20 protein-coding genes and 1 pseudogene are annotated in these 25,025 nt (G+C 72.1%); 10 read left to right on the top strand and 11 right to left on the bottom strand.

All coding sequences use genetic code 11. The features are described 5' to 3' along the window. Nucleotides 1-237 precede the first annotated feature (237 nt). The 4 genes from ACH4ZX_RS17240 (at nucleotide 238) to ACH4ZX_RS17225 (ending at nucleotide 5,038) form a co-directional block, all read left to right on the top strand. Entirely contained in the window at nucleotides 238-2,067 is a 1,830-nt protein-coding gene (locus ACH4ZX_RS17240; protein ID WP_398272900.1) for a gamma-glutamyltransferase family protein, read from the top strand. A gap of 102 nt (nucleotides 2,068-2,169) precedes the next feature. Continuing rightward, nucleotides 2,170-3,015, top strand: a complete 846-nt coding sequence (locus ACH4ZX_RS17235; protein WP_398272898.1) for an inositol monophosphatase family protein — start codon at nucleotides 2,170-2,172, stop codon at nucleotides 3,013-3,015. A gap of 104 nt (nucleotides 3,016-3,119) precedes the next feature. Beyond that, nucleotides 3,120-4,529 carry a phytoene desaturase family protein gene (locus tag ACH4ZX_RS17230; protein WP_398272896.1) on the top strand — a complete coding sequence of 470 codons (1,410 nt, stop codon included), beginning with the start codon at nucleotides 3,120-3,122 and terminating at the stop codon, nucleotides 4,527-4,529. Continuing rightward, complete coding sequence (locus ACH4ZX_RS17225; protein ID WP_398272894.1) at nucleotides 4,526-5,038, top strand: O-acetyl-ADP-ribose deacetylase; 513 nt, start codon at nucleotides 4,526-4,528, stop codon at nucleotides 5,036-5,038. Before ACH4ZX_RS17230 ends, ACH4ZX_RS17225 begins: the two co-directional genes overlap by 4 nt. Before the next feature lie 81 nt (nucleotides 5,039-5,119). On the opposite strand, the gene ACH4ZX_RS17220 is transcribed toward ACH4ZX_RS17225, so the two are convergent. Further along, nucleotides 5,120-5,419, bottom strand: a complete 300-nt coding sequence (locus tag ACH4ZX_RS17220; protein WP_398272893.1) for an SH3 domain-containing protein — start codon at nucleotides 5,417-5,419, stop codon at nucleotides 5,120-5,122. A gap of 393 nt (nucleotides 5,420-5,812) precedes the next feature. On the opposite strand from ACH4ZX_RS17220, the pseudogene ACH4ZX_RS17215 reads away from it, so the two are divergent. From ACH4ZX_RS17215 to ACH4ZX_RS17195, 5 genes and pseudogenes are all read left to right on the top strand, one after another. Next, nucleotides 5,813-6,651: pseudogene (locus tag ACH4ZX_RS17215) on the top strand (helix-turn-helix transcriptional regulator). Next, a complete protein-coding gene (locus tag ACH4ZX_RS17210; RefSeq protein WP_398272891.1) occupies nucleotides 6,648-6,851 on the top strand; it encodes a DUF397 domain-containing protein in 204 nt (67 codons plus the stop codon). The pseudogene ACH4ZX_RS17215 and the gene ACH4ZX_RS17210 overlap by 4 nt, the downstream one beginning before the upstream one ends. A 548-nt stretch (nucleotides 6,852-7,399) precedes the next feature. Next, a complete protein-coding gene (locus ACH4ZX_RS17205) occupies nucleotides 7,400-11,326 on the top strand; it encodes a glycoside hydrolase family 2 TIM barrel-domain containing protein (protein WP_398272989.1) in 3,927 nt (1,308 codons plus the stop codon). Nucleotides 11,327-11,437: 111 nt separating this feature from the next. Next, nucleotides 11,438-12,940 carry an AlkA N-terminal domain-containing protein gene (locus ACH4ZX_RS17200; protein WP_398272889.1) on the top strand — a complete coding sequence of 501 codons (1,503 nt, stop codon included), beginning with the start codon at nucleotides 11,438-11,440 and terminating at the stop codon, nucleotides 12,938-12,940. A gap of 8 nt (nucleotides 12,941-12,948) precedes the next feature. Next, nucleotides 12,949-13,437: a methylated-DNA--[protein]-cysteine S-methyltransferase gene (locus tag ACH4ZX_RS17195; protein WP_398272887.1), complete on the top strand. Its 489-nt coding sequence runs from the start codon at nucleotides 12,949-12,951 to the stop codon at nucleotides 13,435-13,437. A gap of 79 nt (nucleotides 13,438-13,516) precedes the next feature. Here ACH4ZX_RS17195 and ACH4ZX_RS17190 read toward each other — a convergent pair whose 3' ends face one another. The 3 genes from ACH4ZX_RS17190 to ACH4ZX_RS17180 all read right to left on the bottom strand — a co-directional run bounded on the left by ACH4ZX_RS17190 (nucleotide 13,517) and on the right by ACH4ZX_RS17180 (nucleotide 15,950). Then, the gene (locus tag ACH4ZX_RS17190) at nucleotides 13,517-14,284 is read right to left on the bottom strand and encodes an SIR2 family NAD-dependent protein deacylase (RefSeq protein WP_398272885.1); all 768 of its coding nucleotides are present in this window, start codon (nucleotides 14,282-14,284) and stop codon (nucleotides 13,517-13,519) included. A 92-nt stretch (nucleotides 14,285-14,376) separates the two neighbouring features. Next, on the bottom strand, nucleotides 14,377-14,874 hold the full coding sequence (locus tag ACH4ZX_RS17185; protein ID WP_398272883.1) for an NUDIX domain-containing protein: 498 nt from the start codon (nucleotides 14,872-14,874) through the stop codon (nucleotides 14,377-14,379). Beyond that, nucleotides 14,871-15,950 (bottom strand): ADP-ribosylglycohydrolase family protein, encoded by a 1,080-nt coding sequence (locus ACH4ZX_RS17180; RefSeq protein WP_398272881.1) that lies wholly within the window; start codon nucleotides 15,948-15,950, stop codon nucleotides 14,871-14,873. The genes ACH4ZX_RS17185 and ACH4ZX_RS17180 overlap by 4 nt, the downstream gene beginning before the upstream one ends. A 200-nt stretch (nucleotides 15,951-16,150) precedes the next feature. Between ACH4ZX_RS17180 and ACH4ZX_RS17175 the strand changes: the two genes are divergently transcribed. After that, entirely contained in the window at nucleotides 16,151-17,269 is a 1,119-nt protein-coding gene (locus ACH4ZX_RS17175) for a glycerate kinase (RefSeq protein ID WP_398272987.1), read from the top strand. 414 nt (nucleotides 17,270-17,683) lie between these two features. Here the strand turns inward: ACH4ZX_RS17175 and ACH4ZX_RS17170 are convergent, their stop codons facing one another. From ACH4ZX_RS17170 to ACH4ZX_RS17140, 7 genes are all read right to left on the bottom strand, one after another. Continuing rightward, nucleotides 17,684-18,418, bottom strand: coding sequence for a D-Ala-D-Ala carboxypeptidase family metallohydrolase (locus tag ACH4ZX_RS17170; protein WP_398272879.1), 735 nt, complete (start codon nucleotides 18,416-18,418; stop codon nucleotides 17,684-17,686). 195 nt (nucleotides 18,419-18,613) lie between these two features. Continuing rightward, entirely contained in the window at nucleotides 18,614-19,432 is an 819-nt protein-coding gene (gene pssA, locus ACH4ZX_RS17165) for a CDP-diacylglycerol--serine O-phosphatidyltransferase (RefSeq protein ID WP_324788110.1), read from the bottom strand. Between the two features lie 22 nt (nucleotides 19,433-19,454). Further along, the gene (locus ACH4ZX_RS17160; protein ID WP_351894008.1) at nucleotides 19,455-20,111 is read right to left on the bottom strand and encodes a phosphatidylserine decarboxylase; all 657 of its coding nucleotides are present in this window, start codon (nucleotides 20,109-20,111) and stop codon (nucleotides 19,455-19,457) included. Between the two features lie 170 nt (nucleotides 20,112-20,281). Beyond that, entirely contained in the window at nucleotides 20,282-21,487 is a 1,206-nt protein-coding gene (locus ACH4ZX_RS17155) for an acyl-CoA dehydrogenase family protein (RefSeq protein ID WP_398272877.1), read from the bottom strand. A 3-nt stretch (nucleotides 21,488-21,490) separates the two neighbouring features. After that, nucleotides 21,491-21,997: a MaoC family dehydratase gene (locus ACH4ZX_RS17150; RefSeq protein WP_351894006.1), complete on the bottom strand. Its 507-nt coding sequence runs from the start codon at nucleotides 21,995-21,997 to the stop codon at nucleotides 21,491-21,493. Nucleotides 21,998-22,002: 5 nt separating this feature from the next. Further along, a complete protein-coding gene (locus ACH4ZX_RS17145) occupies nucleotides 22,003-22,977 on the bottom strand; it encodes a CoA ester lyase (RefSeq protein ID WP_324788063.1) in 975 nt (324 codons plus the stop codon). Beyond that, a complete protein-coding gene (locus ACH4ZX_RS17140) occupies nucleotides 22,974-25,022 on the bottom strand; it encodes a protein meaA (protein WP_398272875.1) in 2,049 nt (682 codons plus the stop codon). The genes ACH4ZX_RS17145 and ACH4ZX_RS17140 overlap by 4 nt, the downstream gene beginning before the upstream one ends. Nucleotides 25,023-25,025 lie beyond the last annotated feature (3 nt).

The raw sequence follows: 25,025 nt of genomic DNA, 5'->3' as shown, positions 1-25,025 counted from the left end.
TGGTGAGCGTGTGCATGACACCACGCGCGTAGACCCGACGGAAGGGAAGGCGGGTGAACTCGGGATCAACGGCGGTTCAAGAGGCCGGACGAAAGGGACTTCACGCAGGTGGGAGCCGGTTCATGCGGAGCTCGTGGGATCGCAAAATCTTCGTAGGCTCCCGAACGTGGAATGAAATGCTCCATGCGGGAGCGCTCGCTTCGGACCGGCCGAGGCGCCCGACGAGTGAGGTGACAGATGCGGTTCACCACCCGGCCCACCCTCCAGGGCACCTTCGGCATGGTGTCCTCCACCCACTGGCTGGCCTCGCAGTCCGCGATGGCCGTGCTGGAGGACGGCGGCAACGCCTTCGACGCCGCGGTGGCGGGCGCGTTCGTGCTGCACGTCGTCGAGCCGCACCTGAACGGACCCGCCGGCGAGGTGCCGATCCTGCTCGCCCCGGCCGGCGGCGAGGTGCGGGTGCTGTGCGGGCAGGGCGTGACCCCGGCCGGAGCGACGGTCGCGCACTACCGCTCCCTCGGCCTCGACCTCGTCCCCGGCACCGGTCCGCTCGCCGCCGCCGTGCCCGGCGCGTTCGACGCCTGGATGCTGCTGCTGCGCGACCACGGCACCAAGGCCCCGGCCGACGTCCTGAAGTACGCCGTCGGGTACGCCGAACACGGGCACGCGCCCGTGGAGAACGTGGGCGCGACCGTCGAGTCGGTACGGGAACTCTTCGAGACGGAGTGGACCTCCTCGGCAGAGCTGTACCTGCCCGGCGGCAGGGCGCCCCGCCCCGGCGAACTGCTGCGCAACCCCGCCCTGGCCGCCACCTGGAAGCGGCTGCTCGCCGAGGTCGCGGGCGCGGGGGACCGGCAGGCGCAGATCGAGGCCGCGCGGCAGGTGTGGCGGACCGGGTTCATCGCCGAGGCCCTGGTGCGGCAGGCCGCCCGGCCCACCAGGGACACCAGCGGCGAACGCCACACCGGCACCCTCACCGCCGCCGACCTCGCCGGCTGGTCCGCCGGCTACGAGACGCCGGCGACGTACGACTGGAACGGCTGGACCCTGTGCAAGGCCGGCCCGTGGAGCCAGGGCCCGGTCCTGCTCCAGCAACTCGCCCTGCTGCCGCCCGAACTGCCGCTGTACGGCTCCGCGGACTACGTCCATCTGCTGGTCGAGGGCTGCAAACTCGCCATGGCCGACCGGGAGGCCTGGTACGGCGACGCGGCCGAGGTGCCGCTCGGCGACCTGCTGTCGGCGGACTACAACACCGCCCGGCGCCGCCTGATCGGCGACACCGCCTCCCACGAACTGCGGCCCGGCAGCCCCGGCGGACGCACCCCGCGGCTGAGCGCCCACGCGCACGTCGTCGCCGCCGAGGACCCCGGCTTCCATCCGATGGGCGCCGGTGAGCCCACCGTCGCCAAGGGCCCCACGTCGCCCGTGCCCGGAGAGCCCCCGGTGGGCGCGGACGGTTTCACCCGCGGCGACACCTGCCACCTGGACGTCGTCGACCGCTGGGGCAACATGGTCGCCGCCACGCCCAGCGGCGGCTGGCTGCAGTCCAACCCGGTCGTCCCCGAACTGGGCTTCCCGCTCGGCACCCGGCTGCAGATGACCTGGCTGGAGGAGGGCCTGCCGAACTCACTGACGCCCGGCCGGCGGCCCCGCACCACCCTCACGCCCTCCCTCGCCCTGCGCGACGGGGAGCCGGTGATGGCCTTCGGCACGCCCGGCGGCGACCAGCAGGACCAGTGGCAGCTGCACTTCTTCCTCGCCGTCGCCCTGCGCGGCCCGGTGCGCGGCGGCCTCGACCTCCAGGGCGCGATCGACGCGCCGAACTGGCACAACGACAGCTTCCCCGGTTCCTTCTACCCGCGCGGCATGCGGCCGGGCAGCGTCACCGTGGAGTCCCGCACGGACCCGGCCGTGGTCGAGGAGCTGCGCCGGCGCGGTCACCGCGTCACCGTGGGCGCCCCGTGGTCCGAGGGCCGGCTGTGCGCGGTCGCCCGGGACCCGGCCACCGGCGTCCTGTCGGCGGGCGCGAACCCGCGGGGGATGCAGGGGTACGCGGTGGGCCGCTGACCGGGCGCCGGCACGGAACCGGAATCCCGGATTTCATCCAGATTCCACCGCAAGTGCACCGGACGGGTGGGGATTGTCAGTGGCCCGTGCTCTCATGGAGCCATGATCGAAGACACGGAAACCATCGACGAGTTTCTCGCCCGCCACTCGGCCGACGTGGAGGAGGCGGTCCGCGCGGCCGCCGCGGCCGAGATCATGCCGCGCTTCCGCCGGCTCGCCGCGCACGAGGTCGACCAGAAGAACGGCCCGCACGACCTGGTGACCGACGCCGACCGCCTCGCCGAGCGGTACCTCACCGAGGAGCTCGGCAAGCTGCTGCCCGGCTCGGTCGTGGTCGGCGAGGAGGCGGTGCACGCCGACCCGGCGTCGTACGACGCGATACGGGACGACGTGCCGGTCTGGATCGTCGACCCCGTCGACGGCACGCGCCAGTTCGTGCACGGCGATCCCGGCTTCTGCACCCTGGTCGCGCTCGCCCACCGCGGCACCGTGCTCGCCTCCTGGACGTACGCACCAGCGCTCGGCCGACTGGCCACGGCGGCAAGGGGCCGGGGCGCGTTCCTCGACGGCGAACGGCTGCACGCCGGTCCGCCCGGCCCGGGCCGCGACCTGCGCGTGGCCACCTCGCACCCGGACTACACGACGGACGAGCAGAAGCGGGCCCTGCTCGGCCTGTGGACCGACGGCGTCGCGCCCCGTCCCTGCGGTTCGGCCGGCCTGGAGTACCTCGCCCTCGCCCGCGGCGAGTCGGAAGCGGTCGCCTTCTCGTGGGAGGCGGCCTGGGACCACGCGGCGGGCCTGCTGCTGGTGGAGGAGGCGGGCGGCGCGCACCTGACCCTCACCGGGGAGCCGTTCCGGATCACGGGCGGCAACGCCCTGCCGTTCACCGCGGCCCGCGACGCGGCCACGGCCCGCAGGGTCAGGGCGCTGCTCGCGGGCGTGTCCTGACTCCGACGCAGGGGCCGGCGACCTGCGGGCCGGGGGCGCCGGTTTCCCGCCTATCCTGATGCCCACATGCCATCGGCTGACGAGGGGGTCCGAAGGTGCCGTCGATGCTCGATGCGGTCGTGGTGGGCGCGGGACCGAACGGACTGACCGCTGCCGTCGAGCTGGCCCGCCGCGGCTTCTCCGTCGCCCTCTTCGAGGCCCGCGGAACCGTCGGCGGGGGAGCCCGCACCGAGGAGCTCACCCTGCCGGGCTTCCGGCACGACCCCTGCTCCGCGGCCCACCCGCTGGGCATCAGCTCACCGGCCTTCCGCGCCCTGCCCCTCGAGCGGTACGGCCTTCGGTGGCTGCACGCCGAACTGCCCATGGCGCACCCCTTCCCCGACGGCACGGCCGCCGTGCTGTCCCGGTCGGTCGCCGAGACGGCCGCCTCCTTCGGCCCGCGGGACGCGGGCGCCTACCGCAGGCTGGTCGAGCCGTTCCTGCCCCGCTGGGACACCCTGGTCCGCGACTTCATGTCGCTGCCGCTCACCGCGCTGCCCCGCGACCCGCTGACCCTCGCCCGCTTCGGCCTGGCCGGCCTGCCCCCGTCGACATGGCTGATCCGCCGCTTCCGCGACGAGCGGGCCAAGACCCTGTTCGCCGGTCTCGTCGCCCACGTCATGGCGCCCCTCAGCGGCTTCGCCACCGGCGGCGTCGGTCTGGTCTTCGCGCTCGCCGCGCACGCCCGCGGCTGGCCCGTGGTCCGCGGCGGCTCCCAGTCCCTCTCCGACGCCCTCGCCGCCCACCTCGCGGACCTCGGCGGCAGCATCCACACCGACTACGAGGTCAAGCGCCTCGACGACCTGCCGCCCGCCCGCGCGTACGTCTTCGACACCTCGCCCACCGCCCTGGCCCGCATCGCGGGCCTCGGCGGCTACTACGACCGCTACCGCTACGGCCCCGGCGTCTTCAAGATCGACTACGCGCTGGACGGCCCGGTGCCGTGGACCGCGAAGGAGGCCCGCCTCGCGGGCACCGTGCAGATCGGCGCGGACAGCGCGGAGATCGGCGCCGCCCTGCGCGCCGCCTCCCGGGAGGGGCGGGCGCCCGACCGGCCGTTCCTGATCACGGTCCAGCCCAGCGTCGTCGACCCCACCCGCGCGCCCGAGGGCAAGCACGTCTTCTGGGTCTACGGCCATGTCCCCAGCGGCTGGACCGGAGATCTCACGGACGCCGTAGAGGACCAGCTGGAGCGTTTCGCCCCCGGCTTCCGCGACCGCGTCCTCGCCCGCGCGACCGCCGGCCCGCCCGAGATGGCCGCCCGCAACGCCAACTACATCGGCGGCGACATCGCCACCGGCGCGGTCAGCGGACTGCAGACCCTGCTCCGGCCGAAACTCTCCCTGTCCCCCTACAGCACCCCGCACCCGGCCGTCTTCATCTGCTCGTCGGCCACCCCGCCCGGCCCCGGCGTCCACGGCATGTCCGGCCACAACGCGGCCAAGGCCGTGTGGAAGCGACTGCGGCAGACATGACCCCCACCATCACCTTCCTCCAGGGCGACATCAGCCGCGTCAGCGCCGACGCGATCGTCAACGCGGCCAATTCCTCCCTGCTCGGCGGCGGAGGGGTGGACGGCGCCATCCACCGCCGCGGCGGCCCCGCGATCCTCGAGGAGTGCCGCAGGCTGCGCGCCTCCAGGTACGGCAGGGGCCTGCCCACGGGCCAGGCGGTCGCCACCACCGCGGGCAACCTGGACGCCCGCTGGGTGATCCACACCGTCGGCCCCGTGCACAGTGCCACCGAGGACCGCTCCGACCTGCTGGCCTCCTGCTATCGGGAGTCCCTGCGCGTCGCCGACGAACTCGGCGCCCGGACGGTCGCCTTCCCCGCGATCTCCACCGGCGTCTACCGCTGGCCGCTGCCGGACGCCGCCCGCATCGCGGTGGACACCGTGCGCACCACGCCGACGGCCGTCGAAGAGGTCCGGTTCGTCCTCTTCGACGGCCGTGCGTACGAGGCCTTCACCCGGCACCGCGTCTGACCGCGCCCGGAACCTGCTCCATGTGCCGGGGCCGCCCGGCCTGCGGCCGGACAGCCCCTCACCATGATCTTCAGGAGCCTTCTAGCACTGGGCGCTGAGCGGCAGGTTGCCGTACTTGTCGCCCTTGAAGTAGATGGCACTGCTGTACCCGACACTCCAGTCGGTCCAGCGGACCTGGAGCCACACGTTGTTGGTGTATCCCTCGGCGGTGACGGTCTGGCCGTAGACCCAGCAGTTGATGACGTAGGTCGTGTTCGCGGCGAGGGTGCCTCTGGACGAGCAACTGGTCGACGCGCAGGTCCGGTTGGCGACGGAGGCCCACGTCGTCGCGTAGTAGGTGCCCGCCGCGGACGGCTGTACGTCACCGGCTCGCACGCTCACCGGGCGGGGCGAGGCCGCTGCCGACGACGTGGTGGCGGCCCCCAGTGTCGCCCCCACAGCGAGAAGTCCCACACCGGCCGTTGACGCTAACTTGCGACCGATTTTCACCATTTTACCGTTTCTCCCTCCCCCATACCCATCTGGTATGTAAGCGCAATGATGGTTATATGAGGTGAACATCACAAGTGTGTTTTTCGGCCTGTTTCGCCGCCGTGGCACCCTTCGAAGACCGGCACTTCGTGTGTTCTCGCGTGCGTGACGTGTGAGGGCCGGCGGCTCGTTCGGCGGGTGGCTGTACGCGAGGTGTCCGGATTCCGTCCGGGCTGTCCGGGGTGACCGGGCGCGGGCGGCAGAGGTTGGTCCGGGGAGGGGGCGCGACGGAGGGAGACGGACATGAGCGGATGGGAAGCGGGGCCGGAGGACGACGAGGCCGGGGCCGTGATGCGTACGGTGGTACGGCAGTTGAAGCTGTGGCGGGAGGCGGCCGGCCTCACCCAGGCGGAGTTCGGGGCGGCCATCGGGTACGGGGAGGAGTTGGTGTCCTCGGTGGAGCGGGGACGGCGGATTCCCCGGCCTGAATATCTGGACGCGGCGGACGAGGTGTTGGGCGCGGGCGGGAAGATCGCAGCGATGAAGGGCGACGTGGCGGAGGCCCGGTACCCGAAGAAGGTGCGCGACCTGAAGAAGCTGGAGGCGGAGGCTGTTGAGCTGTGCGCCTACAACACTCGGTCATCCATGGGCTGCTGCAGACCGAGGACTACGCACGGGCCGTGTTCAACGCACATCGACCGACGCTCACCGAGGACGAGGTCGAGCAGCAGGTCGCGGCACGCTTGGCACGACAGGGGACCCTTGATCTCATGGCCGGGCGGCGCGTGTTCAGTTTCGTGCAGTGCGAGTCGACGCTTCGTAGGCCCATGGGAGGCAGAATGGTGATGCGCCGGCAGCTCGAACGCCTGCTCGTCGTGGCCCAGTTGCGCAACGTGGACCTCCAGGTCCTTCCCCCGGACCGCGAGGTGAACTCCGGAACCGGCGGTTCGTTCCGGCTGCTCAAGCTCAAGGAAGGAACCACAGTCGCGTTCAGCGAATCGCCCCTGAGCAGCCGAGTGACGGCTGACCCGAAGGAAACGACGGTCCTCGACATCCGTTACGGAGCTCTGCGCGCCCAGGCTCTCAGCCCACAGGATTCGTTGCCACTGATCGAGAAAGCACGGGGAGAGACAAGGACATGACGCTCAAGGTCTCTGGAACCGGCACCGAGCCGGAATGGATAAAGAGCAGCTACAGCACGTCCGACGGCCCTGACTGCGTCGAAGCAGCAGCCGCCCCCGGTCGCATACTCGTCCGCGACTCCAAGAACCCCCACGGCCCCCGCCTCGCCCTCGCTCCCACCGCCTGGGCGACCTTCCTTCCGTACGCCTCCAGACACTGACGTAGTGACCGCACGCGGCCGGCGCCCGAAGCCACGGGTGCCGGCCGCATCTGCGTTTCAGCCGGCGACGGTGGCGGCCGGCAGCGGGCCGGCCGGCGCGCCGACGGCCGTGATCAGGCCCGCCCTGCGCGACACGGACACGGCGCGGAACACGGCCGGTCCCGCCGGCCACGCGGCCGTCGTGGCCGTGATCCGGCGGGTGGGGGCGTGAGGGACGCGCCCGTGCGGCACTCGCCACCGGGCCGGGCCCGGGGCCGACACCGGCAGCAGTTCGTCCACAGCTCCCGCCGCCGCTCCGGTCGGCCATGCGCCGGCCGGCGCCGTGCCATCACGTTCACACAGAGTCCGACAAGATAATTGATTCGATTGTGTTCGGGTCCTAGGGTGAGCCTGGCTCGGTAGTCACACCGTCACCACCAGTCGCCACCGAACCCGCCGCCAGCCGGCCGACAGCGCACGCGTCCCCGTTCGAGACCCCCCACCCCACTGAACCCTGACGCACCCTCAAGCCCGTGTCGTACACGGTCGTCCCGAGGAAGGCCACGGTCATGCCGCACCCGCACGCGCACCCCCACCCGCACGCGTCCCAGCCCGACCGTCCCCGGCGCGCGGTGGTCAGCCGCCGCCGGCTGCTGGAGTCCTCCGCCGCCGTGCTCGGCGCGCTCGCCCTGTCCCGGCCGTCGGGCGCCGCACACGCGGCCGGCGACGCGGCGGCCGACTCCACGCCCGAGTGGAACGGGCACGTCGGCCTGTTCGAGGTCGGCACCGAGCCCCCGCACGCCACGCTGACGCCCTACGCGGACCTGGAGCAGGCGCTGGCCGCCGACCGCACCCGCTCGCCGTACCGGATGAGCCTCGACGGGACCTGGCGGTTCGCCCACGCCGACCGCCCCGACGACCGCGACCCCGACTTCCACCGCACCGATCTCGACGACAGCGACTGGGACACCGTCCCCGTCCCCTCCCCGTGGCAGCTGTACGGCCACGACCGGCCGATCTACCTCAACATCACCTACCCGTGGTGGGGCCCCAACGGCCTCGGCGAGGAGGCGCAGCCGCCCGCCGCGCCGACCCGCTTCAACCCCGTGGGCCAGTACCGGCGCACCTTCACACTGCCCCGCCACTGGGCCGGCCGCCGCACGTTCCTGCACTTCGAGGGCGTCAAGTCGGCCCACTACGTGTGGATCAACGGGCAACTGGCCGGCTACCACGAGGATTCCTACACACCCGCCGAGTACGACATCACCGCGCACCTCAGGCCCGGCGCCAACCAGATCGCGGTGGAGGTCTACCGCTTCTCCGACGGCGACTGGATGGAGGACCAGGACATGATCCGGCTGAGCGGCATCTTCCGCTCGGTCTACCTCTACTCCACGCCCGCCGTGCACCTGCGCGACTTCAAGCTGGAGACCCCGCTCGGCGACGACCACACCACCGCGCTGCTGTCGGTCACCGCGAGCGTGCGCGACTACGCCGGCGACGGCCGGGGCCGGTACACCGTCGAGACCCAGCTCTACGACGCCGCCGGGCACCCCGTCTGGCCCCGCCCGCTGCAGCAGACGGCGGACCTCGACGCCGGCGCCGAGACGACCGTACAGGCCACGAGAGCCGTACCCGAGCCGAGGCTGTGGTCGGCCGAGGACCCGTACCTGTACACCGCGGTGCTGCGCCTGCGCGACCCGTCCGGGAAGGTCACCGAGACCCTCTCGCACCGCGTCGGCATCCGGGAGTTCGCGCTCGTGGACGGCCTGATGCGGATCAACGGCAGGCCGGTCTCGCTCCGCGGCACCAACCGGCACGAGATGCACCCCGCCCGCGGCACCGCCCTCACCCGCGCGGACCTGGTCCGCGACATCGAGATCGTCAAACGCCTGAACATCAACTCCGTGCGCACCTCGCACTATCCGAACAACCCGCAGTGGCTCGAGCTGGCCGACGAGTACGGCCTGTACCTCGTCGACGAGACCAACCTCGAGACGCACGGCATCCGCGGCCAGTACCCCGGCGACCACCCCGAGTGGACCGCCGCCTGCGTGGCCCGCGCGAAGAACATGGTCCACCGCGACAAGAACCACGCCTCGGTCGTCATCTGGTCCCTCGGCAACGAGGCGGGCGGCGGCAGCACCTTCGTCGCCATGCACGACTGGATCCGCTCCTACGACCCCACCCGCGTCATCCAGTACGAGGGCGACGACAGCCCGGGGATCAGCGACATCCGCTCGAAGATGTACGAGAGCCCGGCAGCCGTCGAGGCACGCGCGCGGGACACCGCCGACACCCGGCCCTACGTGATGATCGAGTACTCCCACGCCATGGGGAACTCCAACGGCAACTTCAAGGAGTACTGGGACGTCGTCCGCCGCCACGACGTGCTGCAGGGCGGCTGGATCTGGGACTTCGTCGACCAGTCCCTGAGCCGGCCGGCCCCGCGGCGCAGGTTCCTCACCGAGACCGGACCGGGCGGGCTGCGCGGCGAACTGCTCAACCCCAGCGGCGACTTCGACCGCGACAAGGGCGTGCGCGGGGCCACCGTCTTCGCCCGCGACCCCGGCCTCGACCTCACCGGCTCCCTGACCCTGGAGGCGTGGATCACCCCGCACGTGACGGGCTATCACCAGCCCGTCCTCGCCAAGGGCGACACCCAGTACGCCCTGAAGCAGACCGACGGCAGACTCGAGTTCTTCATCCACGGCGGCGGTCAGTGGATCAGCACCAGCTGGACCCTGCCCGCGAGCGGCTGGACCGGCACCGAACACCACGTCGCGGGCGTCTTCGACGCGACGGCGGGCGCGCTGACCCTGTACGTCGACGGCGTGGTCAGGGCCACCCGCACCACCAACCGGCGGCCCGACAGCACCGCCGCGCCCCTCACGATCGCCGGCGACGCCGACAACCCCACCCGCGAGTTCAGCGGCACCGTCCGCCGGGCCCGCGTCCACGCCCGCGCCCTCACCGCCGCCGAACTGGCCGACGACGACCGCGGCCCCGGCGACGACGGGGTGCGCTTCTGGTTCGACGCGGCCACGGCCGGCCTCGCCGAGCAACTCCCCACCATGGAAACGTACTTCTCCTACGGCGGCGACTGGGGCGACAACCCCAACGACGGCAACTTCTGCGCGAACGGCATCGTCACCGCCGACCGCGGCCACACCGGCAAGGCGGCGGAGATCAAACGGGTCTACCAGGCCGTCCAGGTGTCCCCGGCCGCCGGTGGCGCTCCCGGGGAGGTGACCCTCACCAACGAGTACCTGTTCACCAACCTCCGCGAATTCGACTGCTGTTGGGCACTCGTCGCGGACGGCAGAACCGTCCAGCGCGGGAGGCTCAGCCGCGCCCAGCTCGACGTGGAGCCGCTGGCCGACCGCGACGTCACGGTGCCCGTACGGCTGCCGCGCGACCCGGCGCCCGGCACCGAGTACTTCCTGGAGCTGTCGTTCACCACCAAGGAGCCCACCAAGTGGGCGCGGGCCGGCTTCGAGGTGGCCCGGCAGCAGCTCGCCCTCGACGCGGGCAGCCCCGACGTGGTGCCGGCGCCCCTGGAGAGCGTCCCGGCGCTGCGCCACGACGACCGCGACGACACCGTCACCGTCACCGGCGACGGCTTCTCCGTCACCGTCGACAGGCACAGCGGACTCATCACCTCGTACGAGGCCCACGGCGCCCGGCTGATCGACTCCGGCCCGGTGCCCAACTTCTGGCGGGCCCCCACCGACAACGACCGCGGCAACGGCCAGCACGTCCGCAACCAGACCTGGCGCGACGCCGGCGCCCGCCGCACGGTGACGGACGTGACCGTGCGCGCCCTGCGCGACCGCGCCGTCGAGATCAAGGTCACCGGCACGCTTCCGACGACCGTCGAGTCGGCGTACACCACGACGTACACCGTCTTCGGCAACGGCGAGATCAGGGTCGACAACACCCTCCACCCCGGCGCCGCGAGCCTGCCCTACATCCCCGAGGTCGGCACCCTGCTGTTCCTGCCGGGCCGGCTGGAGCACCTGCACTACTACGGGCGCGGCCCAGAGGAGAACCACTGGGACCGCAACACCGGCACCGATGTCGGCCTGTACTCCGGGACCGTCTCCGGCCAGTGGACGCCCTACATCCGCCCGCAGGAGAACGGCAACAAGACCGACGTGCGCTGGGCCGCCCTGACCGACGGGCGCGGCCGGGGCCTGCTGGTCTCCGCCGAACCGCTGCTGGAGGTCAACGCCTCCCACTTCACCCCGGAGGACCTGTCGGCCGGGGCGCGCCACGCCTACCAGCTCACGCCGCGTGAGCAGGTCGTCCTGCGCGTGAACCACCGGCAGATGGGCGTCGGCGGCGACAACAGCTGGGGCGCCCACACGCACGACGCCTACAAGCTCTTCGCGGACCGGGACTACGCCTACACCTACCGGCTGCGCCCGCTGATGAGAGTCCGCGCGGCGACACCGGCCTCCCGGCGGCCGACCTCCACACGGTTCTCGGACTGACGCGGTTCCCGGACCAGCCGGGACCCACGCGATCCGGGCCGGCGCAGGACAGGCGAGGTCGATGTCGGATTCCCGCCAGCTCCTGCCCGGCCCGTCCCCGATGCTGGAGACATGCAGAAGGGGATGCACACCGACACCGAGCGCTGCCTGCGCGCCGTCCGGTCCAAGGACGCGCGCTTCGACGGCTGGTTCTTCACGGCGGTGCTGACCACCCGCATCTACTGCCGTCCCAGCTGCCCGGTCGTACCGCCCAAGCCGGAGAACATGACCTTCTACCCGAGCGCGGCCGCCTGCCAGCAGGCCGGGTTCCGCGCCTGCAAGCGCTGCCGCCCCGACACCAGCCCCGGCTCCCCGGAGTGGAACCAGCGCGCCGACCTCGTCGCCCGCGCGATGCGGCTGATCGCCGACGGCGTCGTCGACCGCGACGGCGTGCCCGGACTGGCCGCCCGCCTCGGCTACAGCCCCCGGCAGATCGAGCGCCAGCTGCTGGCCGAGCTGGGCGCGGGCCCCCTCGCCCTGGCCCGCGCCCAGCGCGCCCGGACCGCCCGCCTGCTGATCGAGACGACGGCGCTGCCCATGGCGCGGATCGCCTTCGCCGCGGGTTTCTCCTCCATCCGCACCTTCAACGACACCGTGCGCGAGGTGCACGCCCTGACCCCGAGCGAACTGCGTGCCCGGACATCGAGGAAGGACGCCCGGGCACCGCGGAACGACGCCCAGGGCACCCCGGGCACGCTCACCCTCCGTCTCCCGTTCCGCGCCCCCCTCAACCCCGACAACCTCTTCGGCCACCTCGCGGCCACCGCCGTACCGGGCGTCGAGGAATGGCGGGACGGCGCCTACCGCCGCACCCTCCGCCTCCCCTACGGCCACGGCATCGTCGCCCTGACCCCCCAGCCCGACCACATCGCCTGCCGGCTCACCCTCGGCGACCTGCGCGACCTGCCCGTCGCGATCAGCCGCTGCCGGCGCATGCTCGACCTCGACGCCGACCCGGTCGCCGTCGACGACCAGCTGCGCGCGGACCCGTTGCTCGCCCCGCTGGTGGACAAGGCGCCAGGCCGGCGCGTGCCGCGCACCGTCGACGAGGCGGAGTTCGCCGTGCGCGCCGTCCTCGGCCAGCAGGTCTCCACCGCCGCCGCCCGCACCCACGCGGCCCGCCTGGTCACCGCCCACGGCGACCGCGTCGACGACCCCGAGGGGGGCCTCACCCACCTCTTCCCCACCCCCGAGGCGCTCGCCGCCCTCGACCCCGAGTCCCTGGCGATGCCCCGCACCCGCCGCGCCACGCTCACCACCCTGGTCCGCGGCCTGGCCGACGGCACCCTCAACCTCGGGGTCGACAGCGACTGGCCCGAGGCCCGCGCCCGCCTGCTCGCCCTCCCCGGCTTCGGCCCCTGGACGGTCGACGTCATCGCGATGCGCGCCCTCGGCGACCCCGACGCCTTCCTCCCCACCGACCTCGGCATCCGCCGGGCCGCCCGGGATCTGGGCCTGCCCTCCACCCCCGCGGCCCTGACCGCCCGCGCCGCGGCGTGGCGGCCGTGGCGGGCGTACGCGGTCCAGTACCTGTGGGCGACCGACAGCCACCCGATCAACTTCCTTCCCGTGTGAGGACGTCCATGAAGCACCACACCGTCACCGACAGCCCCTGCGGCCCGCTCACCCTGGTCGCCGAGGACGGGGTCCTGTGCGGCCTGTACATGACCGAGCAGCGCCACCGCCCGCCGGAGGAGACCTTCGGCCCGCGCGACGACACCCTCTTCCGCGCCGCCGAGGAACAACTGGAGGCGTACTTCGCGGGCGAGCTGAAGGAGTTCAGCCTCGAACTGCGCATGAACGGCACCCCGTTCCAGCGCCGGGTCTGGGACGGGCTGCGCGAGATCCCCTACGGCGAGACCCGCTCCTACGGCGAACTCGCCCAGGCCCTCGGCGCCCCGGGCGCCGCCCGCGCGGTCGGCCTCGCCAACGGCCGCAACCCGGTCGGCATCATCGTCCCCTGCCACCGCGTCGTCGGCGCGAACGGCAGCCTGACGGGCTACGGCGGCGGCCTGGACCGCAAGCGCCGCCTGCTGGACTTCGAACGCGGTGCCGCCCTCTTCGTCCAGTGACCGGCCCCGGCCAGAGCCCTACGGCGTCCGCACGCGCGCAGGCCACGGTGTCCGCGCGTGCGCGAAAGCCCGTAACCGCTCACCGCCCGCGCGGAAGCCGCCCCTCGGCCTCTTCGGCGCCCGCGCCGGCCAGCCGCCGCAGCAGCCGGGGCAGGGCGGTGCCGATCGGCTCGCGCACCACCTCGTCGGCGAGTTCGTCGTACGGTGTCGGCTCGGCGTTGACGATGATCAGCCGTGCGCCGTGGTCGGCGGCGACGCCGGCGAGCCCGGCGGCCGGCTGCACCTGAAGGCTGGTGCCCACGGCGACGAACACCTGGCACGCCTTGGTGATCGCGACGGCCTCGCCGAGCACCTGCGGGTCGAGCCGCTCGCCGAACATCACGGTGGCCGACTTCAGGATGCCGCCGCAGTCCCGGCACGGCGGATCGTCCTCGCCGGCCGCGACCCGGGCGAGGGTGTCCTCCATCGGCCCGCGTGCCCCGCACCGCGTGCAGACCACGCTGCGGGCGGTGCCGTGCAGCTCGAGCACCTTGCGGGCGGGCATCCCGGCGAGCTGGTGCAGCCCGTCCACGTTCTGCGTGAGCACCCGCACCGGCACCCCGGCCCGCTCCAGCTCCGCCACCGCCCGGTGCGCGGCGTTCGGCTCGGCCCGGAGGGCGCCGTTGTCGCGCCGCATCCGCCAGGAGCGCCGCCGGATCTCCGGATCGGCCATGTAGTGCTCGTAGGTGACGAGCTTCTCGGCCTCCGGATCCCGCCGCCACAGCCCGTTCGGACCGCGGTAATCGGGGATTCCCGAATCGGTGGAGACACCGGCGCCGCTGAGGATGGCGACGAGGGGCTTGGTCATGGTGCCGAGGGTAGGCGGGGCCCGGTCGTGGGGCGAACGCTTATCGGCCTGCCGTACGGCGCACGCCTGTCGGCCCGCGGCAGGGCGAACGCCTACCGGTCCACCCGGTGCCCGTTCTCCAGCTCCGCCGTGCCCGACCCGGTGGCCAGGACGTCCAGGCCCGCCAGCACGCGGCGGCCGAGCGCGCCCGGCAGGTGGTCGGCCAGCTCCTCGGGCCCGACCAGGCGCCAGGACAGCAGCTCCTCCTCCTGCAGCCGGATCGCCGCGAAGTCGTCCTCGGCCAGCACCCCGCCGTCGTACAGGTACGCCACCACCGGCGGACGGCGCGAGCCCTGCGCCCAGTCCACCGCGAGCAGCCGCCCCGGCTCGCGGTCGAGCCCGGTCTCCTCGGCCGTCTCACGGCGCGCCCCCTGGCGCGGGGTCTCGCCGTCGTCGGACTCGACGGTGCCGCCCGGCAGGACCCAGCCGTCACGGTAGTTGGGCTCGAGGAGCAGCACCCGGCCCCCGGCGTCGCGGAAGAGGACGGCGGTGGCGGCGAGGACGCGGGGGAGTCCGGCGATGTACGTGGCGTAGTCCTGGGTGGTGGTCATGCGGGAAGGGTAGCCAGCGCCAGCCGGACGGTGCGTTCCGCCAGTTCGCTGATCGCCACCCCGTCGAAGCCGAACACCGCGCTGCGCACCGTGTCGTGCAGCGGGTCCCTCCACACCGAGGGGATCGCCGCCGCCCCGGCCAGCACACCGGCCACCGAGCCGGCGGTCGCGCCGTTGGAGTCGGTGTCCAGGCCGCCGCGGACGGTGAGGGCGACAGTGCGGGTGAAGTCGCCGTCGCCGTACAGCAGCCCGGCGGTGAGCACCGCCGCGTTCGGGACGGTGTGGATCCAGTGCAGCCCCGCCGTCTCCTCCGCCACGGTGGAGAGCGTGTCCTCCCACCTCATCCGCGTGTCGTGGAGCGAGACGACGCGGCGTACGGTGCGGGCGAGGCGGCTGCCCGCCGGGATCACCGTCAGCGCGGTGTCCACGGCGTGCCGGACCGTGGGCGCGGTGAACGCCGCCGAGATCAGCGCCGCCGCCCACATCGCGCCGTACACGCCGTTGCCGGTGTGCGACAGCACCGCGTCCCGGCGGGCCAGCGCGGCGGCCCGGTGCGGCTCGCCGGGGCGGGTCCAGCCGTAGACGTCGGCGCGGATGAGGGCGCCGATCCACTCCTGGTACGGATTGTCGTACGTCGCCGTCAGCGGCGGCTTCAGCCCGTTGGCCAGGTTGCGGTACGCGGCCCGCTCCGCCGTGAACGTCTGCAGGAAGGGCAGCCGCAGCAGCCACAGCTCGCCGACCTGCTCGGTGCTGAAGGCGAAGCCGTGGGTCTCCAGCAGGTGCAGGCCGAGGACGGCGTAGTCGACGTCGTCGTCGCGGCAGCTGCCGTCGACGCGGCCGCGCACGCACTGGCGCCATTCGGGCCGCAGCGCGAGACGGTCGTTCTCGTCGGCCGGCTCCGGCAGGTAGTCGGTCAGCGGCAGGGCGCCGGCCCGCCGCAGGTAACGGTCGATCCGGTCCCGCGTCCACACCTCGCCCTGCTCGACCGGCTTGCCCAGCATGTTGCCGGCGATCCGGCCCAGCCAGCCTCCGAGGACGCGGTCGGCGAGCTCTGGCTCAGTGCCCACAGAGGTCATGGCACCGGTGTACCCGCATCCGGCGCCGCCCGCGCGCTCCGCGGCTCCCCGGCTCCCCGGCACAGGGGTCCGACAGGGCGTTCCCAGGCTCCGGACGGTGCATGACGGCGAGGGTGCCCTCCGGTTAAGGTCGCAGCGGCGCGACTGGCCTTGACGTGCCCAAGGCCCGGGGAGCAAGGGGAATTCGAGTGACACAGCGCGTGCTCATCGCCGCGGACAAGTTCAAGGGGTCGCTGACGGCCGTTCAGGTCGCCGAGCGCGTGACGGCCGGACTGCGCCGGGTCGCGCCGCGGGTGACGGTGGAGTCGCTGCCGGTCGCCGACGGCGGCGACGGAACCGTCGACGCGGCCGTCGCGGCCGGGTTCGAGCGGCGCGAGGTGCGGGTCGCGGGGCCGCTCGGCCACGAGGTGACGGCGGCGTTCGCGCTGCGCGGCGACACGGCGGTGGTGGAGATGGCGGAGGCGAGCGGGCTGCAGCGCCTGCCGGCCGGCGTCTTCGCGCCGCTGACGGCGTCCACCTACGGCTCCGGGGAGCTGCTGCGGGCCGCGCTGGACGCGGGGGCGCGGACGATCGTGTTCGGCGTCGGCGGGAGCGCGACCACCGACGGCGGCGCCGGGATGCTGTCCGCGCTCGGGGCGCGGTTCCTGGACGCGGAGGGGGAGCCGGTGACGCCGGGCGGCGGCGGCCTCGGCGACCTGGCGTCCGCCGACCTGTCGGGACTGGACCCGCGCCTGGCCTCCGTGGAGCTGGTGCTCGCCAGCGACGTCGACAACCCGCTGACCGGGCCGAAGGGCGCACCGGCCGTCTACGGGCCGCAGAAGGGCGCCTCGCCGGACGACGTGGAGACGCTGGACGCGGCCCTCGCGCACTACGCCAAGGTGCTGGAGGAGGCCGTCGGCGCCCGGGCCGCCGAGTACGCCGCCGCGCCGGGCGCGGGCGCGGCCGGCGGCATCGGCTACGGCGCGCTGCTGCTCGGCGCCCGCTTCCGCCCCGGCATCGAGGTGATGCTCGACGTGCTGGGCTTCGCCCCCGCGCTGGACCGGGCGGACCTCGTGATCACCGGCGAGGGCTCCCTCGACGAGCAGACCCTGCACGGCAAGGCCCCCGCGGGGGTCGCCGCCGCGGCCCGCGCCGCCGGCAAGGAGGTGGTCGCCGTGTGCGGACGCCTCGCGCTGCCCCCGGAGGCCCTGGGCCGGGCCGGCATCCGCCGCGCCTACCCCCTGACGCAGGCCGAGCCGGACGTCGCGAAGTGCATCGCGGACGCGGGCCCGATCCTGGAACGGGTGGCGGAACACATCGCCCACGACTTCCTGACCTGACCCGACCCCCGCATCCCTCGATCCCGGCGGGCCCCTTCCGCGGACCCCTCCCGCGGTCTCCGCACCCGCCGCCGGGCCCGCCCGCGCCCGCCGAACCGCCCGGCGCGTGCGCCGGCTGGTCGGTGCCCGGTGCCCGGTGCCCGGTGCCGGCCGGCCCCGCGGTGCGGCCGGCACCGGGCACCGGGCACGGTTTCGTCGCCCGGCGCCGGCCCGGTTCGGGCGTCGGCGAGGTACGCCGTCGGTCAGGGCGACTCCGTCACGGTGCTGCCGGGGTGTCCGGCCGCGTGCGGCCGGCCGTACGGGGCGGGCTCATGAGGTGAGCGGTGGCGGGGGCCGGGCGGTACGGCGGCGGTCGTGCCCCGGTGCGGGGCCGCCCGCCGTGCCGCCGGGCGTTCCGTGCGCCGTAGGGCCGCGTCAGATGCCGCAGTCGGGTGCCGACCAGTAGGGCGACGGGTCGAAGGCGACGTGGGTGTGGTCGCTGTGGCCGGGGTAGCCCGGGCCCAGGATCTCGGAGAAGCCGTGGACGCGGGCCTCGCGGGCCAGGGTGCACAGGCTCGGCGAGCCGACGAGGTCGGCCGCGTCGCCGTAGAGGTGACGGCTGTTCGACGCGCCGCCGACCGCGTTGTTGCAGGCGTAGGAGCGGAAGCCGCTGGAGATGGTGATCGGCACGTCACCGAGGGCGTGCCGCATCGCCTCCAGCTTCCACATGGTCTTCAGGGCGTTCGCCTTCGCGGTGGCCGCCGAGACCGCGCCGCCCGACCAGTCGGAGTTGCACCTGTTGAGCTCGGCGTAGCTGAAGTGGACGGGGGTGCAGTCGGCGTCCTGCAGCGCGTAGAGCTTGCTGAAGGTCGCGGGACCGGCGACACCGTCGGCGGAGAGCCCGTACGCCGCCTGGAACTTCTTGACGGCGGCGGCGGTGCGGGCACCGTACTCCCCGTCGTAGGCGAGCCGCTCGCCGGACGTCACCCAGCCGGCGACCCGGATCTGCAACTGTGTCACGTCGCTGCCGGAGGAGCCCTGGGAGAGGGTGCGGCTCCAGGTGTAGCACTCGTCGGCCTGTGCCGAGCCCGCGGTCGCCCCCACACCGAGCACCGCGCCAGTCATGATCATGACAATCGACAGAAGCGTGCGTGTTGCCCGTCTGAGCATCCCGGCCTCCCGACCGTGTCATCGGATGGATGTGCGCGTTGCCGCCCGCCCGGGCGGCGGTCCCCGACCAGGGTGGGGTAGAGCGCTACACGCGTCAACGACGCCGGGGTGCACGGGAGGCCGGCGGCGGTGGAGCGGGGGAGACGGCGAAGGGCCCGAGCCACCCGGCTCGGGCCCTTCGAAAGCCGCAGAGTCCTACGGAAGCTGCGCGGCCCGCGCCTCGCGGCGGTTGCCGCGGAAGTTGTTCACCCGGCGGGCCGTGGCGAACAGCGGGATGACCGCGCCCATGACCAGTTGCAGGGCGCAGCCCGTCTGGAGGAGCAGCTGGCCGCTCGGGGCGTCGAACGCCCAGGCCGCCAGCAGGCCCATCGACAGGACGATCCACGAGAGCATCGCCCCCGCGAGACGGCCCCGCGGCTTGGGGTACTCCACCCGGCTCACCATCAGCCAGGCCGTGCCCAGGATCGCCAGCAGGGTCGCCACGAAGGGCAGCTCCAGCAGCACGATCGAGACGACCGTCAGCGCGCCGAACGGCGAGGGCATGCCCTGGAACATGCCGTCCTTCATCGTCACGCACGAGAACCGCGCGAGTCTGAGCACCACCGCCAGGAGCACCACGATCGCACCCAGCGCCGCCACCCGCTGGTGCGCGTCGTCGGCCACCATCCCGTAGACCAGGACGAAGTACGCCGGCGCCAGGCCGAAGCTGATGAGGTCGGAGAGGTTGTCCAGCTCCGCGCCCATCGGCGAGCTGCGCAGCTTGCGCGCCACCAGGCCGTCGAACAGGTCGAAGACCGCGGCGCACAGCATCAGGATCACCGCCGTGGCCGCGCTGTGCCGGGCCATGCCGGTCTCCTGGTCGCCCGTGAGGTGCGGGATCAGGATGCCGGTGGTGGTGAAGTACACGGCCATGAAGCCGCACGTGGCGTTGCCGAGGGTGAGGGTGTCCGCTATCGAGAGGCGGAGAGAGAGCGGCATCTCCTCCTCGTCGTCCGCCTCGTCCGCCTCGGGCACCCAGCCCGCCTGTGTATCCGGATCAATCACGGTCAATGCGAGTCACCCCAGCCACGGTCTTCTGTCCGACCTCGACCGCGACATCCACGCCTTCGGGCAGGTAGATGTCGACACGCGAGCCGAAGCGGATCAGACCGATGCGGTCACCCTGCTCGACCTTGGTGCCCTGCGGCACGTAAGGGACGATGCGACGGGCCACGGCGCCGGCGATCTGGATCATCTCGATGTCGCCGAGTTCGGTGTCGAAATGCCAGACTACGCGCTCGTTGTTCTCGCTCTCCTTGTTGAACGCCGGAACGAACCCACCCGGGATGTGCTCGACCGACGTCACCGTGCCGGCCAGCGGCGCCCGGTTGACGTGGACATTGAGCGGGCTCATGAAGATCGCGACGCGGGTGCGGCCGTCCTTCCACGGCATGATGCTCTGCACCACTCCGTCGGCGGGCGAGATGACCCGGCCCTGGGCGATCTCGCGCTCGGGGTCGCGGAAGAACCACAGCATGCCCGCCGCGAGCGCGGTGGTGGGCACGGCCACGGCCTTGGCGACACCGGAGCGGCGTGCCCGGATCAGGCTGAGGGCTGCGGTGGCGACGGTCGGGAGAAGCCACGGCGATGCTCCGCGCGCGAGGCGTACGCCGACCAGGCTGTCGCGTGGTGCAGAGGTTTGGCTGTGGGGCATGGATGACCTTCGTAGCGGATGATGCCGCGCTGGAACGGGGGACGGCGGCTTTTCCGGGATCGTACCGGTCGTAGGCCACAACTGGGCAAGCGAGGAAGACGAGTCGGCGTCCGAAGAGTGCCTACGGGGTGTGATCTTCTTATCGAAGAAAACACCCCGTCCTGGGACAATCAGCCCTGGAACCGATACTCTTCGAGCAGCCTGCGCCCGATGATCATTTTCTGGATCTCGGCGGTACCTTCACCGATGAGCAGCATCGGAGCCTCCCGGTAGAGGCGCTCGATCTCGTACTCCTTGGAGAAGCCGTAGCCGCCGTGGATCCGGAAGGCATCCTCCACGACCTCCTTGCAGTACTCGGAGGCGAGGTACTTCGCCATCCCTGCTTCGAGGTCGTTTCGTTCTCCGGAGTCCTTTTTGCGGGCCGCGTTCACCATCATCGCATGCGCGGCCTCGACCTTGGTGCCCATCTCGGCGAGTTTGAACTGGATCGCCTGGTGCTGGGCGATCGGTTTGCCGAAAGTGTGACGTTGCTGGGCGTACTGGACGCCCAGCTCGAACGCACGCTGGGCGACGCCGCAGCCACGCGCCGCCACATTCACGCGGCCGACCTCGACTCCGTCCATCATTTGGTAAAAACCTCGGCCGGTGACCCCGCCGAGCACCCGATCGGCCGGCACGCGCAGGCCGTCCATGATCAGCTCGGTGGTGTCGACGCCCTTGTAGCCCATCTTGTCGATCTTGCCCGGGATGGTGAGGCCGGGGCGGACCTCGCCGAAGCCGGGCTCCTTCTCCACCAGGAAGGTCGTCATCGACTTGTGCGGCGCGGTGCCCTCGGGGTGTCCTTCGTCACTCCGGACCAGCACCGCCACCAGAGACGACGTGCCGCCGTTGGTCAGCCACATCTTCTGGCCGTTCAGGACGTACTCGTCGCCGTCCTTCACCGCCTTGGAGGTGATCGCGGACACGTCCGAGCCCAGGCCGGGCTCCGACATCGAGAAGGCGCCGCGGATGTCGCCGGCCGCCATCCTCGGCAGGAAGTGGTCCTTCTGCTCCTGCGTGCCGTGCTGCTTGAGCATGTACGCCACGATGAAGTGGGTGTTGATGATGCCGGACACCGACATCCAGCCGCGGGCGATCTCCTCGACGCACAGCGCGTAGGTGAGGAGCGACTCGCCCAGGCCCCCGTACTCCTCGGGAATCATCAGACCGAACAGGCCGAGTTCCTTCAGGCCGTCCACGATCGCTTGCGGGTACTCGTCGCGGTGCTCCAGCTCGGTGGCGACCGGGATGATCTCCTTGTCCACGAAGTCGCGGACGGTGGAGAGGATCTCCTGCTGGACGTCGGTCAGACCGGCGGTCTGGGCGAGGCGCGCCATCGATCAGCCTTCCTGAAGTTCCGGGCGGCCGGGCTGCTCGCCGCCGCGCTCCTTGATGTACGTCTCCGTCGGGACCATCACCTTGCGGCGGAACACGCACACCAGGGTGCCGTCCTGCTTGTAGCCCTTGGTCTCGACGTACACGATGCCGCGGTCGTTCTTCGACTTCGACGGCCACTTGTCGAGCACGGTCGTCTCGCCGTAGATCGTGTCGCCGTGGAAGGTCGGCGCCACGTGCTTCAGCGACTCGATCTCCAGGTTGGCGATCGCCTTGCCGGAGATGTCCGGGACGGACATGCCCAGCAGCAGGGAGTAGATGTAGTTGCCCACGACGACGTTCTTGCCGAAGTCCGTCGTCTTCTCCGCATAGTTCGTGTCCATGTGGAGCGGGTGGTGGTTCATGGTGAGGAGACAGAACAGGTGGTCGTCGTACTCCGTGACCGTCTTGCCCGGCCAGTGCTTGTACGTCGCCCCGACCTCGAACTCCTCGTAGGTGCGTCCGAACTGCATGGCGCCTACGCCTCCGGGATCTCGAACTTGCTGGTGCGCTGCATGCCGGCGGCGCGTCCCTTGCCCGCGATGACCAGCGCCATCTTGCGGCTGGCCTCGTCGATCATCTCGTCGCCGAGCATCGCGGAGCCCTTCTTGCCGCCCGCCTCGGACGTGCAGTACTCGTACGCGTCCAGGATCAGCTCGGCGTGGTCGTAGTCCTCCTGCGAGGGCGAGAAGACCTCGTTGGCGGCGTCGACCTGGCCGGGGTGCAGCACCCACTTGCCGTCGAAGCCGAGCGCGGCGGCGCGGCCGGCCACCTCGCGGAAGCCGTCGACGTTGCGGATCTGCAGGTAGGGGCCGTCGATCGCCTGGAGGTCGTTGGCGCGGGCGGCCATCAGGATCTTCATCAGGATGTAGTGGTAGGCGTCCGCCGGGTAGCCCGGCGGCTGCTCGCCCACGACCAGCGACTTCATGTTGATCGACGCCATGAAGTCGGCCGGGCCGAAGATGATCGTCTCGATGCGCGGGGACGCCTGGGCGATCTCGTTGACGTTGTTCAGGCCCTGCGCGTTCTCGATCTGCGCCTCGATGCCGATGCGGCCGACCTCGAAGCCCATGGTCTTCTCGATCTGCGTCAGCAGCAGGTCCAGGGCGACGACCTGCTGGGCGTTCTGCACCTTCGGCAGCATGATGCAGTCGAGGTTCGGGCCGGCTCCCTCGACGACCGTCACGACGTCCCGGTACGTCCACTCGGTCGTCCAGTCGTTGACGCGCACGACCCTGGTCTTGCCCGTCCAGTCGCCCTCGTTGAGGAACTTGACGATGGTGTGCCGCGCCTCGGGCTTGGCGAGCGGCGCGCACGCGTCCTCCAGGTCGAGGAAGACCTGGTCGGCCGGGAGGCCCTGCGCCTTCTCCAGGAAGCGGGGGTTCGAGCCCGGGACGGCCAGGCAGGAGCGCCGCGGGCGCAGTCGGTTGACCTGGGGAGCAGGGCTGGTCATGCGGGGACCTCCAGGGGGTCGAGCTTGTTCGCTTTCCGGATCTCGTCGACGATGCGGCCGATGATGCCGGTGATGTCGAAGTCCTTCGGGGTGAAGACCGCGGCCACTCCGGCGGCCCTGAGCTGTTCGGCGTCGCCACTCGGGATGATGCCACCGGCGATCACCGGTATATCTGTGGCACCGGCCACACGGAGGCGCTCCAGCACGTCCGGCACCAGCTGGGAATGCGAGCCGGAGAGGATGGACAGGCCGACCGCGTGCACGTCCTCGGCGAGGGCCGCGTCCACGATCTGCTCCGGGGTGAGCCGGATGCCCTGGTAGACCACCTCGAACCCGGCGTCGCGGGCCCGCACGGCGATCTGCTCGGCGCCGTTGGAGTGCCCGTCCAGGCCCGGCTTGCCGACCAGGAAGCGCAGCTTGCCGACGCCCAGGTCGCGGGCGGTGGCGTCCACCCTGCGGCGGACCTCGGCGAGCGCGGTCCCGGCCTCCGCGGTCACCGCGACCGGCGCCGAGGACACGCCCGTGGGCGCCCGGAACTCGCCGAACACCTCGCGCAGCGCGCCGGCCCACTCGCCGGTCGTCACCCCGGCGCGGGCGCACTCCAGGGTGGCCTCCATCAGGTTCTCGGTGCCTTTGGCGGCCTCCTTCAGCCGCTCCAGCGCCTTGCAGGGCCGGGGGTGGTTGAAGGGCGGCTGGTAGCGGGTGTCGCGCCAGTGCTGGAGCGAGGCGATGACGCGGGCCTCGACGGCCGGGTCGACCGTCTGGATGGCCGTGTCCAGGTCGGCGGTCAGCGGGTTCGGCTCGGTCGTCTCGAAGATGTTGACGCCGACGATCTTCTCCTCGCCGGACTCGATACGGGCCCGGCGGGCCGCGTGCGAGGCGACGAGCTGCGACTTGAGGTAGCCGGACTCGACGGCCGCCATCGCGCCGCCCATCTCCTGGATGCGCTCGATCTCGGCGAGCGAGGCCTCGACCAGCTCGGCGACCTTGGCCTCGATCACCTTCGAGCCCTCGAAGATGTCGGCGTACTCCAGCAGGTCGCTCTCGTACGCCAGCACCTGCTGCATGCGCAGCGACCACTGCTGGTCCCAGGGGCGGGGCAGGCCGAGGGCCTCGTTCCACGCGGGGAGCTGCACGGCACGCGCGCGGGCGTCCTTGGAGAGGGTCACGGCCAGCATCTCCAGGACGATCCGCTGGACGTTGTTCTCCGGCTGCGCCTCGGTCAGGCCGAGGGAGTTGACCTGGACCCCGTAGCGGAAGCGGCGCTGCTTGGGGTCCTGGATGCCGTACCGCTCGCGGGTGACCTGGTCCCAGATCCGGCCGAAGGCCCGCATCTTGCACATCTCCTCGACGAACCGCACGCCGGCGTTCACGAAGAAGGAGATGCGGGCGACGACGTCGCCGAACTTCTCGGCGGGCACCTGCCCGGAGTCGCGCACGGCGTCCAGCACCGCGATGGCGGTGGACATCGCGTACGCGATCTCCTGCACCGGCGTGGCGCCCGCCTCCTGCAGGTGGTAGCTGCAGATGTTGATCGGGTTCCACTTCGGTATGTGGGAGACCGTGTACGCGATCATGTCCGTCGTCAGGCGGAGCGACGGCCCCGGCGGGAACACGTGCGTGCCCCGGGACAGGTACTCCTTGACGATGTCGTTCTGGGTCGTGCCCTGGAGCCTGGTGATGTCCGCACCCTGCTCCTCCGCGACGACCTGGTAGAGCGCCAGCAGCCACATGGCCGTGGCGTTGATCGTCATCGAGGTGTTCATCTGCTCCAGGGGGATGTCCTGGAACAGCCGGCGCATGTCACCGAGGTGCGAGACCGGCACCCCGACCCGGCCGACCTCGCCGCGGGCGAGGACGTGGTCGGGGTCGTAGCCGGTCTGCGTCGGCAGGTCGAACGCCACCGACAGGCCGGTCTGGCCCTTGGCGAGGTTGCGCCGGTACAGCTCGTTGGACGCTTCGGCCGTGGAGTGACCGGCGTACGTGCGCATGAGCCACGGCCGGTCGCGTTCCTTGCGCTCCTGCGGCGCCTGACGCTCAGTCATGTG

Source organism: Streptomyces sp. NPDC020490 (assembly GCF_044335305.1).
Classification (GTDB): domain Bacteria; phylum Actinomycetota; class Actinomycetes; order Streptomycetales; family Streptomycetaceae; genus Streptomyces.
The sequence above is the reverse complement of the archived record's forward strand: the minus strand, read 5'-3'. Positions and strand labels throughout refer to the sequence as shown.